The 15,496-nt window shown below is 63.9% G+C and carries 16 protein-coding genes; 7 read left to right on the top strand and 9 right to left on the bottom strand.

The window, feature by feature from the left end:
* Nucleotides 1–24: 24 nt before the first annotated feature.
* Nucleotides 25–216, top strand: coding sequence for a hypothetical protein (locus ABIA96_RS26290; RefSeq protein WP_354139940.1), 192 nt, complete (start codon nucleotides 25–27; stop codon nucleotides 214–216).
* 27 nt (nucleotides 217–243) lie between these two features.
* Here the strand turns inward: ABIA96_RS26290 and ABIA96_RS26285 are convergent, their stop codons facing one another.
* From ABIA96_RS26285 to ABIA96_RS26265, 5 genes are all read right to left on the bottom strand, one after another.
* Nucleotides 244–1,698 (bottom strand): serine/threonine protein kinase, encoded by a 1,455-nt coding sequence (locus ABIA96_RS26285; protein WP_354139939.1) that lies wholly within the window; start codon nucleotides 1,696–1,698, stop codon nucleotides 244–246.
* Nucleotides 1,699–1,703: 5 nt separating this feature from the next.
* Nucleotides 1,704–2,444: a metallophosphoesterase family protein gene (locus ABIA96_RS26280; RefSeq protein ID WP_354139938.1), complete on the bottom strand. Its 741-nt coding sequence runs from the start codon at nucleotides 2,442–2,444 to the stop codon at nucleotides 1,704–1,706.
* A gap of 118 nt (nucleotides 2,445–2,562) precedes the next feature.
* Complete coding sequence (locus ABIA96_RS26275) at nucleotides 2,563–3,168, bottom strand: hypothetical protein (RefSeq protein ID WP_354139937.1); 606 nt, start codon at nucleotides 3,166–3,168, stop codon at nucleotides 2,563–2,565.
* A complete protein-coding gene (locus tag ABIA96_RS26270) occupies nucleotides 3,161–3,847 on the bottom strand; it encodes a DUF2135 domain-containing protein (protein WP_354139936.1) in 687 nt (228 codons plus the stop codon). Before ABIA96_RS26270 ends, ABIA96_RS26275 begins: the two co-directional genes overlap by 8 nt.
* Entirely contained in the window at nucleotides 3,844–4,614 is a 771-nt protein-coding gene (locus ABIA96_RS26265) for a MotA/TolQ/ExbB proton channel family protein (protein WP_354139935.1), read from the bottom strand. Before ABIA96_RS26265 ends, ABIA96_RS26270 begins: the two co-directional genes overlap by 4 nt.
* 180 nt (nucleotides 4,615–4,794) lie before the next feature.
* Here ABIA96_RS26265 and ABIA96_RS26260 point away from each other — a divergent pair, with 180 nt between their 5' ends.
* Both ABIA96_RS26260 and ABIA96_RS26255 read left to right on the top strand, forming a co-directional pair.
* Complete coding sequence (locus ABIA96_RS26260) at nucleotides 4,795–6,165, top strand: sensor histidine kinase (RefSeq protein WP_354139934.1); 1,371 nt, start codon at nucleotides 4,795–4,797, stop codon at nucleotides 6,163–6,165.
* Nucleotides 6,166–6,172: 7 nt separating this feature from the next.
* Nucleotides 6,173–6,823 (top strand): response regulator, encoded by a 651-nt coding sequence (locus ABIA96_RS26255; RefSeq protein WP_354139933.1) that lies wholly within the window; start codon nucleotides 6,173–6,175, stop codon nucleotides 6,821–6,823.
* Nucleotides 6,824–7,254: 431 nt separating this feature from the next.
* On the opposite strand, the gene ABIA96_RS26250 is transcribed toward ABIA96_RS26255, so the two are convergent.
* Nucleotides 7,255–7,842, bottom strand: a complete 588-nt coding sequence (locus ABIA96_RS26250) for a TetR/AcrR family transcriptional regulator (protein ID WP_354139932.1) — start codon at nucleotides 7,840–7,842, stop codon at nucleotides 7,255–7,257.
* A 630-nt stretch (nucleotides 7,843–8,472) separates the two neighbouring features.
* On the opposite strand from ABIA96_RS26250, the gene ABIA96_RS26245 reads away from it, so the two are divergent.
* Nucleotides 8,473–9,645: a M20 aminoacylase family protein gene (locus ABIA96_RS26245; RefSeq protein ID WP_354139931.1), complete on the top strand. Its 1,173-nt coding sequence runs from the start codon at nucleotides 8,473–8,475 to the stop codon at nucleotides 9,643–9,645.
* A 46-nt stretch (nucleotides 9,646–9,691) separates the two neighbouring features.
* On the opposite strand, the gene ABIA96_RS26240 is transcribed toward ABIA96_RS26245, so the two are convergent.
* A complete protein-coding gene (locus tag ABIA96_RS26240; protein ID WP_354139930.1) occupies nucleotides 9,692–11,599 on the bottom strand; it encodes an acyl-CoA synthetase in 1,908 nt (635 codons plus the stop codon).
* A 245-nt stretch (nucleotides 11,600–11,844) separates the two neighbouring features.
* Between ABIA96_RS26240 and ABIA96_RS26235 the strand changes: the two genes are divergently transcribed.
* The 3 genes from ABIA96_RS26235 to ABIA96_RS26225 all read left to right on the top strand — a co-directional run bounded on the left by ABIA96_RS26235 (nucleotide 11,845) and on the right by ABIA96_RS26225 (nucleotide 14,785).
* Nucleotides 11,845–12,939, top strand: a complete 1,095-nt coding sequence (locus ABIA96_RS26235; protein ID WP_354139929.1) for a SecDF P1 head subdomain-containing protein — start codon at nucleotides 11,845–11,847, stop codon at nucleotides 12,937–12,939.
* A 261-nt stretch (nucleotides 12,940–13,200) separates the two neighbouring features.
* The gene (locus tag ABIA96_RS26230; RefSeq protein ID WP_354139928.1) at nucleotides 13,201–14,007 is read left to right on the top strand and encodes a Crp/Fnr family transcriptional regulator; all 807 of its coding nucleotides are present in this window, start codon (nucleotides 13,201–13,203) and stop codon (nucleotides 14,005–14,007) included.
* Between the two features lie 592 nt (nucleotides 14,008–14,599).
* Nucleotides 14,600–14,785: a hypothetical protein gene (locus tag ABIA96_RS26225; protein ID WP_354139927.1), complete on the top strand. Its 186-nt coding sequence runs from the start codon at nucleotides 14,600–14,602 to the stop codon at nucleotides 14,783–14,785.
* A 123-nt stretch (nucleotides 14,786–14,908) separates the two neighbouring features.
* On the opposite strand, the gene ABIA96_RS26220 is transcribed toward ABIA96_RS26225, so the two are convergent.
* Nucleotides 14,909–15,130, bottom strand: coding sequence for a hypothetical protein (locus tag ABIA96_RS26220; protein WP_354139926.1), 222 nt, complete (start codon nucleotides 15,128–15,130; stop codon nucleotides 14,909–14,911).
* A 57-nt stretch (nucleotides 15,131–15,187) separates the two neighbouring features.
* On the bottom strand, nucleotides 15,188–15,424 hold the full coding sequence (locus ABIA96_RS26215) for a transcriptional regulator (protein ID WP_354139925.1): 237 nt from the start codon (nucleotides 15,422–15,424) through the stop codon (nucleotides 15,188–15,190).
* Between the last annotated feature and the right edge of the window lie 72 nt (nucleotides 15,425–15,496).

Raw genomic sequence — 15,496 nt, 5'->3', positions numbered from 1 at the left:
AATTCTGAATCGGACTCTGAACTGATGAAACCGCACTGCCCGAACTGCCTGAAGGAAATGACCAAGGCGTCAGCGTCGCGTAACCTCTTCAACTGCGAACCCTGCCGTGAGATCATTCAGTACTTCGGCGGCAGCCCGGATCACGGCGAGGCTGGCCCGCACTTCACCTGGCCGATCCGCCGCAAGCGCTCGGTCCACACCGCCCACGCAGCCTGATCTCTTCCCCGCGACCCCGAGCGCGGCTTACCCCGCCGCCTCGCCCGCATCGGCTTCTCCCGCATCGGCAGCCATCCGCGGCGGCCGCACCACGGTGACGGTGCAGGTCGCCTCAGCAGCCACCTTGGCCGAGACGCTGCCGAGCAGCGTGCGCCTGAACGATCCCTGCCGCGCGCCGATGATGACATGGTCGACGTGGTTGACCTCGGCGAACTCCAGCAGCGCGGCCGCGGGATCGACGGCCTCCAGCACATGAACCGACAACCGGCTCTCGTCGAGCTTCAGCGGCGTGGCCCAGTGCCGCAGCGCGACGAGGCGGTCGATATGCTTGTTGGAGCCCTGCTCGTCCAGCGTCTTGTCGACTGCAATGCGATTGAGCTTGAGTATGTTGACACAGGCAAGACGTGCTGATGGCAGGGTTGCCAGGATGCGTTCCGTGGTGACCCGCAGCGACTCGTTCAGCTCCGGCGCGCCCTCCGTTGTATCGAGCGCGACTGTGACGATCGGACTCATCGCAATTTGCGTCGCAAGATCTGATCTCGCCCGCGACGGCGTAACGTCGGGGTTGAAACGGCGCCGCCAGGCGACACTGAGGGGATCGCGCTTCATCCGCTCCGCGCGCGCGGTGAGCTTGACCTGGTCCGGATGGGTGAGATCGAAGGCGAGTTGCGCCGCTGTCGGATAACGCCAGACCGGCTCGATCTCCAGGCACCGCAACACCACCTCCTGGAGCCAGGGCGGATAGTCGCTGCGGAGCGCACGCGGCGGATAAGGATCGCGCCACAGTCGGCGCCGTATCGCGCGCAGCGTCTCACCTTCACCAAAAGGACGTTCGCCTGTGGTGAAGAAATAAAGCAGCACGCCGAGCGAAAACAGATCACTGCGCGGATCGTCGCGCACACCTCGAAGCCGTTCCGGCGCCATATAGGGCGCGGTGCCGTAAGGCAGGCGGAACTCCGCCTGCAACAGATCGGGCAGATGGTTATGGTGCGAGAGGCCGTAGTCGATCAACACCGCTTCACCCAGCGCCTTCTCGCCACTCCCGCGGAACATGATACTGCTCGGCTTGATGTCGTGATGGATCACGTTCTGCCGGTGCAAATCAGCGAGCGCGGTCGCGATTTTCGCGACAAGCAACCGAACTTCGTCGTATGGCAGCGGCAGTTCGGGCAGCCGCTTGTAGAGTGTTGTCCCCGAAATGCGCTCGATCACCGCGTAGGCCTGATGCGCGAAATCGCCGGTGCCGTAGCAGTGCGGCACATGGGGTCCCGCCAGCCGCGGCAGGATCGTCATCTCCATCTCGAAGGAGACGATCGCCGCCGGGTCCTCGCCCTCGGACGCCCGCGGAATCTTCATCAGCAGCGGCGTGTCGATGCCGGCATGGGTGACGGTCCAGAGCGTTGCCATGCCGCCGGCGTGCACGCATTCGCCGATGGTGTAGCCGTCGATCACGGCGCCAGGTTTGACCAGGGGTATCGGCATGGTCTCTAGCGCCCCTCCGAGAGCCGATCGGCGAGCCAGTGCGGCAGGCCGTTCTCGCGGATCCGGTTCGCCGCGCTGGCGACGTCATAGGGCGCGCGGCAATAGGTGATCTGGCACGAGACCGTATCGAACAGCACGAAAGCCGCCGATGGATCACCGTCACGCGGCTGGCCGACCGCGCCGAGCACGGCCAGCCATTGCCGCCCGCGCAGGAGCGGCACCGAAACATCGGTCTTGGGTACGAGGCCCGTCATCTTCGCCGTCACTGACATCGAATAGAGCGCGGGACGGTGGATGTGACCGCAGAAGGTGACGTGGGACGGCGTCGATATCAGGCTCTTGGCAGCGTCCGCGGTCGAGCGAATGTAGTGCCAGCGCTGGGGTTGAGAGGCTTCCGAGTGCACGAACAGACGGTCGCCGTCCTCGACGAGCATCGGCAACTCGGCGAGAAACCGGCGCTGCGCGACGTCGAGCCGCCCGCGCGTCCATTCGATCGCAATCTGGGCCTCATTGTTCATGGTTTCGGACGAGGAGTTCACCGCCTGGTCGTGATTGCCCCGGACGGCGACGGCGCCCTGGGCGACCAGCCCCATCACGGTATCGACGACCCATTCCGGGTCGGCGCCATAGCCAACGAAATCGCCGAGCAGGATGAACCGCTCCGCACCCTTGGCGCGGGCCACCTTCAGGCACGCCTCGAACGCCTGCCGGTTGCCGTGGATATCCGAGAAGACAGCGAGAAGCACGCACCCTCCACCCTCAAAATTCCTGTTGGAAGCCGATAAAGCCAATTTGAGGGAGGTCAACAAGATGCGCCAGCGCGGGGCGGTTGACCAGCGCCGCGCTGACGTGATGGTGAAGAGCCTATTGCTCGTCCTTGGGCGGCATCCGGGGTGGCGGCAGCGGTGTGAAGACCGCTCCTTGCGCGCCGGCCGGCGGAGCATTGAACTCCCCGGTCGAGGAATCGCCACCGCTGGTTTCCAGGATGACCTTGGGCGTCACATATTCCCGGACCATGTCGATCAGGCTGCCCTCGCCGCCGCCGAAATCCGCCGCACGCCCGCCTTGCGCATGCCCCGCGGCGATCTCGTTCTCCGCCGCGTGGGTCTTGTCGGCCAGTGTATCGTTGTAGGGGACGCGGAAGGCGCGTGGGATGCCGCTGGGCCGATGATCCTCGTCGAGTTCTTCGACCCACAGATAGATCGAGCCGGGATCGCCCTCCAGCGAATGCGGCTCGACGATGCGCGCCGCGAGCAGCTTGAACGCGGTCGGCATCCTGTCGGTGCTGGCCCAGCCCAGCAGCCCGCGCATTTCCGTGAAGCTGACGACATAGAAGGCGCTGGTCACGACCACCGCGATCGCCTTCAGCGACCAGTGCAGCCGTGCATAGACCAGAACGACCAGCAGCAGCCCGCCGATCACGGCATAGGCGACTGACAAAGTGAGGATGACCGTCTGCAGATCAATCACGGCGCACCCTCGTCGCGTTCTTGCTCACACCGGTCCTCGGGTCGAGATCGGCGCCGTTGCGCCAGGTGCTTCGGAAGGTCTCCAGCAGCGATTTTGGCCGCTGGTCCACATTGACCACCTTGCCTTCGGCATCGAGCCGGAACCGCACCGCGGTCTTCTCGTCGCCGGTGTGGTCGAGCGTGAATTTGTTGTCGAAGACCACCTGCGCGGTCGGGTTGAGTTTCTGCACCTTCACATTGGCCATGACGGGCTCGCCGGTCGTGGCGACGAAATGCGAGACGTTGACAGTGTATTCGCCGGCGACGATGCCGCGCACCGTCACGATCTCCTCGCGGATGGGCGAAGCGATCTTCTTGCCGTTGACCATGATGAAGTCGTTGGCCCCTCCGCGATCGTCGCGGTCGAGCGTAAGGAATCCGGCCTCGCGGTGGCGATACCAGGCGATGTTGCCGGCGGGGTCCTGCACGAACAAGTCGAGATCGTCGGGATGATTGTCCGGCCAGTCCAGCGTGATCATGAACTCGGCCTTGGAGTCGATCTTGCCCTCCTTGGCATCGGGAGAGACCGCGAGCAGCGCGAGGAAGAACAGGAAGGCGACCACCTGGAGTGCTTTGAACAACATCACGCCCAGCGGATCGAACGGCTCCTCGCGCGGATAGAGACCGAAATCATCCATCATGACGGAATTCCGGCGCCTTTGCGTTCCAGGACCGGCGTCACATAGGTCTCGGTCAGCACCACGGCATCCGAGAACACCCGCTGGGTCGCGGCGTCGAGCATGCAGTACTGGATGCGGACCAGGATGGAACCGACGAGGCCCGCCAACGTCGTGTACATCGCGACCGCCATGCCATCGCTCATCAGCCCCATCGAAGAGCGCATCGCGACCTTGTCAGCGGCGTCCAGCCCTGCAATCGGCGCCAGCATGATGATGAAGCCGACAATGGTACCGAGCAGGCCGAGCTTCATCAGCGTGTCGGAGACGAAGGCACCGAAGCCGTTCGAGCCACGCAGGCGATCGGCGAGCGTCCGCAGCAGCAGCGTCTGGTCGACCGGGCGGTAATCCTGCGCGGCGGCCTTCGTCACGAGGCTTTCGATGTGGTCCCGCACCAGCCCGCGCGGCAACGCGGCGGCGTTCGCATCGAGCACCTTGCCGCCGTCGGGCGCCGCCAGCACCGCGCGACAGCGCCGCGCCGCGGCCCCCTCACGGGCAATCGCCCGCGTCCGCAGGAAGCAGTGGCCGCAGGTCAGAAGATAGAGCACCGCGATCACGCTCGAAATGTAGGTCCGATCCGAGGCCAGCATCAGATGGATCAGGCCGAACCGCCACAGCAGCACGACCGCAAAGATCGACAGCCCCGTGAAGATCATCCAGAACAAGAGCGCGCTGCGCTCGGATGGGTCGGTCGCGGTGTCCGCGATCGGTCCAATCGTCATCGAACTCATGCTGCGCTGCTCCTGACCTGCGATTCCACCCGATTAGATCAAAGCCGCCGCGCCCGGTCCAAAGAGCCATGCCCAATCCGGCTTGGGAAATTTGCCCGAGCTGCAATCCGGCCCAACCCTGCAATTGGCAAGGCGCGGTGGCGTTGTTAGGCTGAGCTTACCAAACTTTGGGGTGATCGCATGCGCCTCGTGCTCCAGCTTGTCGCTCGTCTGCTTCTCATCGTTGCGCTGTGCCTGGGCGCGGCAACGGTTTGGGCTACGTTCGATGCCTATCGCAGTGTTGACCGGGCAACCGCAACGTCCGCCCAGCGGGTCGCGCAGGCGCTTCAGGGGCTGTATTGGCACGAGCTCTTGTTGCGCAGCAGCAGAACGCGCGAGCATCTCGTGCCGGTTCCGGAGTGGCGGACACTGGAGACGATGAAGCTGATCTCGCCCGGCGTCTGCGTCGAGTTCCAACCGGCGACCGCATTCGAAAAGCCGCTCTGCGGCCAGAGCGAGGGGATCGGCAGGACGCCGCCACGCTGGTTCACGTCCATTGTTCCGACCTTCCTTGGCAGCCACGCCGAAGTGGTGCGACCCGTGAGCCCCCGCGCCGCAACTGCCGGAACGGTGGTTGCTACGCCGGATGAAGCAGCCTCAATCTCGCTCGCCTGGGAGTACATTCTGAACGTGATCGACGTCGCGCTATTGATGGCGGCGGCGATCGCCCTGCTCGCCTCGCTTGCGATCGCGCACACGCTGGCGCCGGCGCGCGCCATTGTGACTGCCCTGCAACGCATGGCGCGCGGCCAGTATCGCACAAGACTGCCGCGATTCCGTTCCATGGAGCTTGCCATGATCGGCGGCGCCGTCGATGCGCTCGGTGGCCGGTTGGAAGAGGGCACGGAACAGCGCGCGGCGCTGACGCGACGCTTGATCGAGATCCGCGACGACGAGCGGCGCGCGCTCGCCCGCGAGCTGCATGACGAGTTCGGGCAAAATCTCTCGGCCATCCTCGCGTTTGCCAACACGATCGAAATGGCGAGCGCGCAGCAAGCCAAAGATAACGGCATCGCGCAGGATGCGCGCATGATTTCTCAGGCCACGCACCATTTGATGGCCTCGCTCCGCGATGCGCTGAAGCGGCTGCGCAATCCCCTGCCCGAGGAGCTTGGGCTGGAAGCCAGCCTCGTCAACCTTGTCGACAGCTGGCGCTCGCAGAGTGCAACACAGCCGACGATCCAGCTCGACCTTAAGGGCGATCTCACCGACGTCAGCGGTCCGGCCGCCACGACCGCCTATCGGGTCGCCCAGGAATGCCTGACCAATGCGCTGCGCCACGGTACGGCGCGCGAGATCTCGTTGCACGTCGAGCGCCGCACGGGCGAGGACGATGCGCTCCTGATCCGCGTCGAGGACGACGGCGGCGGCGACGCGGCGCGCGTGGAACGGTCAGCCGGCTTCGGCCTCACCGGCATCCGCGAGCGCGTGACGGCCGCCGGCGGCTCGCTGTCGATCCTGCCTGCGAGGCGCGGCCTCAGCGTCGCCGCGACGATCCCGCTGGCTGCGTGAGGCCGCCATGAGCGATGTTGCAGCAACAGGCATTTCGGTGCTGTTGGTCGACGACCATCCGATCGTCCGCCAGGGCTACCGGCGCGTGCTGGAGAGCCAGGGCGATCTCCACGTCGTGGCGGAGGCCGACAATGCCGCGGATGCCTACGGCGCCTTCAAGACGCACGACCCTGACGTCGTCGTGATGGACATCTCGATGCCCGGTGCCAGCGGGCTCGAGGCAATCCGCAACATCCGCGCGCGCAATCCGCGGGCGCGGATCCTCGTCTTCACCATGCACAATGAAGCCGTGCTGGTGAAAGCCGCTTTCAATGCCGGCGCCTCCGGCTTCGTCACCAAGAGCAGCGCGCCCTCCGCCGTCGTCAACGCGATCCGCAGCGTCGCGCGCGGCGAGCGCGCCATGAGCGACGACATCGCGCATGTGCTGGCCGAGGACAGCCTCTCGGCGGGTTCGGCGCTGGATCAACTGGGCGAGCGCGAGATCGAGATTCTGCGGCAATTTGCCGGCGGCGCGACCACCGAGCAGATCGCGACGCATCTCAATCTCAGCGTCAAGACGGTCCAGAATTACCACTATTTGATCAAGACCAAGACCGGCACACGCACGGATGCACAGCTCGTCCGACTGGCAGCCAGTTGCGGGTTGACGAAGATCTGACAGTGGGCTGCCGGATTGGCCCAAGTGAATTGACGCTTTTCAATCTGCTGAGCGGGATGGAACGAAGACCATTCAGCTCCGGTTAGTAGCAGAGTGAAGGAGTAGACCTCATGAGTAAGGGTCATCACAAGGTTGTCGCCCATCCCCCGATCATCACAGTAGGCGAGCTCATAGACGAACTCTGCCGTCTGCCAGACACAGCCATCGTCCACTTCAGCTGCCCCATGCTCGATCAGGAGCTGACATTTTACCGCCTTCGACGGCGTTCAAAGGAGGCCGTCGAAATCACAATCAATACCTATCCGGAGAGTGCGCCGGTCGTGCCAGCATCCAACGGCGGGTTTCACGCCCGCAGGCACGCAGCCGCGTCGCCCCCGGCTCGCGAGGGCGCTGCGCTTCAGAAGGCGAGAGGGTAAGTCAGGCGAAGTGGCCTAGGCTGTCTTCAACCCGCGTAGCAACAGTGCCAGAGTCGCATCGACGCGCGCGGGCAGATCGGCATCCTTCCACTCGTCGGCATGAGCTGGATGGTGGAAGCGGCAGGTGGCATCGAACAACGCGCGTGCCGTCGTCTTGACGTCCGTCACTTCGAATACGCCCTGCTTCACGCCGTCGGACAGGATCGCGGCGATCTGGTCGATCATCGTGTCCTTGTGACACCTGACTGCTGCGCAGGCCTCGCGCGCCAGCGTCAGATAGGTCTCAAACATCTCGGGGTCGTCAAGCACGCGTAGACGCTTGGCCGCGAACAGCGTCCGCAACCAGCGGTCGAGCCGCGCAGGCGCAGGCCCCTGCTCCTCTGCAAGAGCCCGCAACGGCGCGTCAATGCGGTCGAGCCAGCGTTTGGCGACAGCCTCGCGCAAAGAGGCCTTGCTCGGGAAATGGCGATAGACGCTGCCGTGGCTCACATCGAGCGCACGGGCGACGTCAACCACAGTGGCCTTGGCAAGTCCGTAGCGCCGCAAGACGTCCTCGGTGACTTCGAGAATGCGCTCCGGCGTCAGGATAACGGCTTCGTTCATGCCAGCACCTTGTTCCCGTTCAGGGTTCACCCGGCGATGGAGCTGCTTCCGAAGCGCCCCAACCGGTCGTTTCGGAAAGCTCTCGCCTCAATGAGGCAGTTTTGCAGCCTGCGCCGCGATCTGGCGCGCAACCAGTAAATTGAGCCAATGCCCAATCGTCCCGGTGAGATTGATGATTTCGGTCGTCATTGTCTTAAGTCTCCATTCGTCCGCGGTCCCCGTCCCCAAATTACGCCCCTCGATCCGCACTTGTTTCGGACCTCGGGTCCCGGGGGGATGACCACGGGACGCCCAATCGGAGCGTCCGGGAACGGGTATACACGTCTTGCTGACAGATTTCAATATCTGTCAGTCAATGATCCGTGATTGACAGTTAATATTTGCAGGAGTGTCTGCCAGCTGCCGGGCCCGCCTCGCCGGCTCATCACCCGCCACGTTCCCCCGCGGGGCGATGACAGATTTCGACCCGTCATCCCCCGCCACCTTGCCGCACTGTTTGTTTCACCCTCCCCCTCTGCGAAATCACGGCGTAAAAGCATTCTGGCTGGCGCCACTCCCTTGGGCCGACGCCCGCCTCCTCGACGGGTTAGGCTCGCCCGCCCTATGAAGAAGAAGAAACGGATCCTCCCCATGCCCATCGTCAACCGCATCGCCGCTCTCTCCGACGAAATGGCCGCCTGGCGCCATGACATCCACGAGAATCCGGAGCTGCTCTACGAAGTCCACCGCACCGCCGGCATCGTCGCCGACAAACTTCGCGAGTTCGGCTGTGACGAGGTGGTGTCGGGCATCGGGCGCACTGGCGTGGTCGGCGTGATTCGCGGCCGCAAGTCCGCCTCCGGCAAGGTCATCGGCCTGCGCGCCGACATGGACGCGCTGCCGATCATGGAAACCGCTGATGTGCCCTACGCCTCGAAGATCCCGGGCAAGATGCACGCCTGCGGCCATGACGGGCACACTGCGATGCTGCTGGGCGCCGCAAAATACCTCACCGAGACGCGCAATTTCGACGGCACGGCGGTCGTGATCTTCCAGCCTGCCGAGGAAGGTGGCGGCGGCGGCAAGGCCATGGTCGAGGACGGGCTGATGACGCGCTGGAACATCGACCAGGTCTACGGCATGCACAACATGCCGGGCCTCGCTGAGGGCCATTTCGCGACCACGCCGGGTCCGCTGCTCGCCTCCTCCGACAACATCCGCATCACTGTCCACGGCAAGGGTGGCCATGCCGGCGCCACTCCGCACCAGGCGATCGACAGCGTCCTGATCGGTTCGCAGATCGTCAACGCCCTGCAATCGATCGTCGCGCGCAACGTCAATCCGCTGCAATCGGCAGTGATCTCGATCACCCAATTCCACGCCGGCACCGCCTTCAACATCATCCCCGAGACGGCCGAGCTCGGCGGCACCGTGCGCACGCTCGATCCCGATGTGCGCGATCTTGTCGAGCGCCGGATCGGCGAAGTCGCCGACAGCGTCGCCCGGGCCTATGGCGGCTCGGCGGATACGAAATACACGCGGATGTATCCGGTGACCTTGAATCATGCGCGCGAAGCCGGCGTCGCCGCCGACGTCGCCCGTGACATCGTCGGTACTGAGCGCGTCAACGACCGCGTCATTCCGATGATGGGCGCGGAGGATTTCTCGTTCATGCTAGAAGAACGTCCCGGCGCGATGATCCTGGTCGGCATGGGCGATAGCCCCGCGTGCCACCACCCCGCCTATGTCTTTAACGACAACATCCTCGGCCACGGCGCCTCGTTCTGGGTGCGTCTGATCGAAACGGCGATGCCGGCAGGGTAACGTCGGTCTCGACCTCATAGGGTGGGCAAAGCGAAGGCGTGCTCGGCTACGCCTGCACCACCTCGTGCCGCATCACGAACGGTGCGAGCAGCGTGTGCACCTCACCGGCAACCACTTCGCGCTGCTCCGCCGGAAGCCCTGCAAGCGTGACGGTTGCAATCGAGCCGTGGCTGCCATGGGCGCCGACCTTCACCTTGCAGTCGATGCCGCGCGCGATCAGCGGCGTTAGCACTTTGGTGAACACGCGCTGCGCCGCGTCCCAGCGCAGTTGCGGCTTGAATACCTTGCCGACGCCGGTCACCGGCATCGGGTCGATCGGAATGACCTGCACCGGAACGGCGGCACGCTCCGGCGTGCGCTCGCGCACCCACGTTTCGAGCTCGCCCGGCTCGACGGTCGCGCCCGGCTTCAACTGCACATATCCAACGGGTAGCTCGCCGGCATAGGCGTCGGGTTGGCCAACCACTGCGGCAAAGCCGACGGCGGGATGGCGGAACATGATCTCCTCGATCGGCGCTGGATCGATGTTGTGGCCGCCGCGGATCACGAGGTCCTTGGCGCGGCCGGTGATCCAGAGATAGCCCTCGGCATCGAGCCGGCCGAGATCGCCGGAATTGACCCAGACCTCGTCGACGAAGGCCCCCTTGTTATGCGCGTCGTTGAGATAGCCGCCGAACACGCCAGGCCCGGCCATGATGACAACGCCGATCTCGTTCGGCTTGCAGTCGCGGATCAAATGGCCGTCGGGGTCGAGTTGCACGATGCGCACCCGCGCGTAAGGCATGGGAAGGCCGACCGAGCCAAGCCGGATTGGCCGTGACGGATAAGCGAGCGTATGCACGCTCGAGGTCTCGGTCATGCCGTAGACCTCGACCACCGGGAGCTTCAGCTTGTCCTGAATGGCAGAGCCCACCGCGACCGGAATCGCCGAGCCGCCGCCGGCGGCGTATTTCAGGCTGGAGATGTCGGCATTGCCGGGCGGCACCGCGAGCGTTGCGGCGAGCACTGTCGGCACGCTCGACAGCGCCTCCGGCTTGAAGCGCTCGACCAGGCCCCAGATGTTCTTCACCGCGTTTGGATTGCGCCAGCCGCTCGGCGACAGCACGACCAGTGAGCCGCCTGCGGACAGCGTCAGCAGCACCTGCGTCAGTGATCCCCCGACGTGAAACAGCGGCATGCCGAACAGCATGTTGCTGCCCGGCTTCGCCTTCAGCAGCAGGTTCAGCGCCCAGGCTTGATAGACCTGATTGGCATGGGTGTGCCGCACCAGCTTCGGCGTGCCCGTGGTGCCGCCGGTGTGGAAATAGGCGGCGATGTCGCTGCCCAAAATCTTGCGCCCGCTGATAAGCCGGTCCGATGACTGCTGCTTGATCAGGTCGTTGAACGCGAAAATTCCCTTGGCGGGATCGCCGCTGCCAGCCACCTGCACGATCGCCCTGAGATGCTTGAGCTGCGGGCGGATCTGCTCGACCTTCTGCCAGATGTCGGTGCCCGGCATCGGCCCGAGCGCCACCAGGATTTTCGTGTTCGCCGCTTCGAGAATTTCCACGATCTGGTGCGGCTCGAGCAGCGGGTTGACGGGATTGGCGATGCCGGCGGCCTCGGCGCCGAACAGCGTCACGAAGGCATCAGGCAGCAGCGGCAGCATGAAGGAGATGACGTCGCCCTTGTCCGCGCCGAGCGCATGAAACATGTTGGCGGCCTGCGTCACGCGCGCGATGAAGTCGCGGTAGGTGACCACGAGGGGCGTATCCGCCGGATCGGCATTTTGCAGAAACTGGATCGCCGCCCCGTCGGGGTTGCGCGCAGCCCCAAGCTTGATGGCATCATAGGTGCTCTCGGCCGCGACACGGTCGGCATAGGGCACCTGCTCGAAGGCCCGGACCTCCTCGTCCGTCAAAAGCTCCGGATAGTCGTTGCCGATGAGCCGATCGAGCGCGTGGATGCCCGCCATTGAATTCTGTCCTCCCTCAGATGCATGCCCCGCCCCTGTCTTTTGACATTTGATTTGGCAAGGCCTCGACCGATGGCCGGCCGCGCGCAGACAGAATGATGGATGATTTGGCGTTCGTCCATGACCTAACCGCTACGGTCGTAGCACTCGGGTGCACGGCCTTTGAACCTCCGCGCCCGATCCGGGGACCAAGAACTGGCATTGGACTCATTTGCCAGCGTCCTGCCGCAAGACTTGAGGTGACCATGACCATGCCCCCGCGGGACCGCGCCACACGGCTGATCGTCGCACTCGCCATGACGTCGGCGATGATGGCAACGGCGATCGCCCTGCCGCGCGCCGCGTTCGCCGATGACCAGTTCGACAAGATGCGCGCCAAGATCGTGGCCTTCGTCGGCGACAAGATGGAAAAGCTGGGCGGATCGCGCATCATCTACAAGGTGGACAGCTCTGGCCTGCGCGAGAGCGTCGTCACGGATCTGCGCGACGACGTCTACAAGAATTTGCACGACGGCCATATCGCCTTCTCCAATCTTGCGATCCGCGACGGCGGCGTCGATGTCAAGATCGCGGACGCCAAAGGCCGCGATCAGCTCGCGCGCAAGCTCGCCTCAGCCGCGGAAGGATTGCCCTCGCATGCGCTCGCCGTGACCGACAGCGGCGTTGGGGCGATCAGACTCGCGCCGACCGATGCCGCATCCGCCGCACGGCTGAATGAACTCGTCGAAGATTCCATCGCCATGATCGAGCAGCGCCTCAAGGATTCCGGCGTCAAGCTAGTCAGCGTCGTCCCTGACGGGACCGACCGCATCCGCATCTTCCTGCCAGGTGTGACCGATCCTGAGCGCATCACTGCGATCTTCGCGCGGAAGGTCAAGGTCAGCTTCCGCCCGATCGATGCTTCGATGTCACCGGCGCAGGCGCAATCCGGCACGCCGGCCGAGGGCACGGAAGTCCTGCTCGGCTTCAAGGACAAGCGGCCCTATCTGGTCGCCAAGGAGAGCGTTCTCGACGGCGAAGACATCAACTATGCGGCGCCCGGCTTTGCGGCCGGCACCAAGGACCCCGTCGCCTCGTTCCGCTTCAACGGGCGCGGCACGCGGCGCCTCGCCCACGTCACGGAAGAGAACGTCGGCAGATCCTTCGCCATCGTGCTCGACGACAAGGTGATCTCCGCCCCCGTGATCCGCGAGCCCATCACCGGCGGCTCGGTCCAGATCTCCGGCAATTTCACCCTCGAGGAGGCCAACAGCGTCGCCATGCTGCTCCGCGCCGGCGCGCTGCCCGGGCACCTCACCCTCGTCGAGCAGCAGGTCATCCAGCCCGCCGCCAAGCCCTGAGGCGGAGATCGCCCCGCGCCCCGCCGCCCCCAAATCCGTCGAACGCGCCCTGGAAGGCGCCCGAACCCGCACCCGGCGCCCCCGAATCACGGGTGCGCCGAGGCCATACGCGCAACCAACGGGCAATTGCCGAAATGCCCGATCAGGCTAAAATTTGCCTCTTGCAGCATGACGGCCGAAGGCTTCATTCAAGCGGTCGTCATTCGATTTCGGCTATACGAATACCGACCGGAACTGAAGGCCTTACGCGGGGTTAGTACCATGCCGTCCGGCAGCGCAGACATTTCCTCGATCCTCGACCGCATTCTCGATGCGGCGACGGATAACCTCAGGATCGCGAAGATCCTGATCCAGATGGGCCTCGATCCCAACAACGTCACCTACGACGCGATCTTCAACCGCTTGCTGGAGATATTCGTCCACAACATCACGCTGGCCAACATGTTCGCCGCAGTCGGCGCCGGCTTCTTCGTCGCCACCCTGCTGATGCGAACGATGGTGCCGCTCCGCGTCGCCAACATGATCGGCTGCGGCTTCTTCGCCATTTTCGGTGCGCTCTCGGCGAACGTCTCGACGTTCCTGCTCTATCTCTTGCTGCTTCCGATCAACGCCCTTCGGCTGCGGCAGATGCTCAAGCTGGTCAAGAAGGCGCGCCATGCGGCCGAAGGCGACATGTCGATCGAGTGGCTCAAGCCGTTCATGACCGAGCGGAAATATCGCCACGGCGACACGCTGTTCAAGCTGGGCGATCCGGCCAAGGAGATGCTCCTCACGGTCACCGGAAAATTCCTGGTCAAGGAGATCAACGTCGAGATCGGGCCCGGCGCGCTGATGGGAGAGCTCGGCTTTCTCACACCCGACAACCGGCGCACCGGGACGATCGAATGCATCGAAGACGGCCAGGTGCTGACGATCACCTATGACCGCCTGCTCGAGATCTACTTCCAGGACCCGCAGTTCGGCTACTACTTCCTGGTGTTGACCAGCCAGCGCCTGCTGCAAAACATCGATCGCCTGCAGAAGCAGCTGACCGCCGCGCAGGCACCGACCACGAACAGGATCGCGTGATCGGCTCATGGGTCCTTGGATGCTGCTTGTCGACGCATGAACCGACGGAGGTGATCCGGCCGTTCGCCTTCTTCCAGTTGGGAGGAACCCATCGGGAGGTTGCCCGTTAGTCTTGGGACTTCTGCCGATAAGTGGGTACCAGCCCCAACTCTTTGCAAATTGTGGGGCCCGATGAGACAGCCGGTCAGCCGATCCACCCCGGCTCAAGTCGTCAACTTTCGACCTTCGGAATCACTGCTGAGAGCCATCAGAGCATGGATAACTCACCAGAACCGCAAGCAGCCTAGCCTCTCCGAGGCCATTTGCCGGCTGGTCGAACTGGGACTTACGTTGCCTGCCGATCAGGACGGACAAAAGCGTCGTGCCCGCACGATGGCTGGCGATGCAATTGATCGTATGAGTGACACAACGACGACAGCAGATGATCGGGCAAGTCGCAAACGGGACTTGCTGGATGGGCCCGAGGAGTTTGACAGTCTGCGAATTGATCGGTCCAAGCGGGGAAGACAAACGCGGAAAGCCGGTCCAAAATAACCTGGGCAATGTGATGCCGCCGGCATTGGGCGACTCAAATGACAAACAAGGACTAGCAATGAAGCAGCAATTCGAATCGCCCGCGGTGAAAGCGGCGAACAAACTGTTCAAGCCGGCCGCGGAGAAAGCCACGACCGACTACGAAAAGGCGCAACAGGCTCTCCACCTCAATCGGGAGCGGCTGAAAGCCGAACGCCTGGCGAGGGACGCCGAGCGACGAAATCATCCGAACAAGGCACCCTAGATGTCGTACTTCTACTTTGCATCCTGGATGGCGAGTCGCTCCTCGTGAATAAAGAAGGCCTCGATGTGACCGTCGGCGGGCTGAGGATCGCCGGAAGTTCTCGTCCGAACCTCGCGGATTAGGCTAGAGCATCGAAAGCACGACGATCCCGTCTTCAAGCTCCCCCGACGCAAGGCGCGCTCGCGCCAAACGCTCGAACTCCGTTCGATGTTTTTGCAGGTAGCTGAAGGCCTGCTTCTGTGTGTTGAAATTGGTGGCAAGCCGGCACAGCTGTCGATTTGCGCCGAACGCGAGAAAGAAGGTGATCGTTCCATCGTCCTGTTTGAACCTAGGCACGACCTGCACGCTCCGGCATGTGACGGCCTCTCAAACTTCCGTGGACGATTTCGACGATTTCTATCGCTACGGCTTTTTCGAGCGCCTCTTCGGCGCTGGCGCAGGCGAAGTTGTTCGAAGAGCTGCGTCAGCCGCTTCCTTGGCCTCGCGCATTTCCCGAAGTCGCGTCATGTTTGCGCGAACCGCGACGGCCTGCTTTTCGACCTCCGCCAGCGCCTGCGCTCCCTCTTCAGCAGCCAGGCGTTTGCGATCGGAACGCGCGATACCTTCCGGTGAAGGCTCTGCCGATTTCCTGGCACTCATCCTTCACACCGCTCCTCAATGGACAAAACCCGCTCAATCCGGGGATCGAGCGGGCACGACGCCGTTTCAGTA

The organism is Bradyrhizobium sp. LB11.1 (assembly GCF_040549385.1).
Lineage (GTDB): Bacteria > Pseudomonadota > Alphaproteobacteria > Rhizobiales > Xanthobacteraceae > Bradyrhizobium.
Note: the sequence above shows the minus strand (reverse complement) of the source record. Positions and strands in the feature narration are given on the sequence as shown.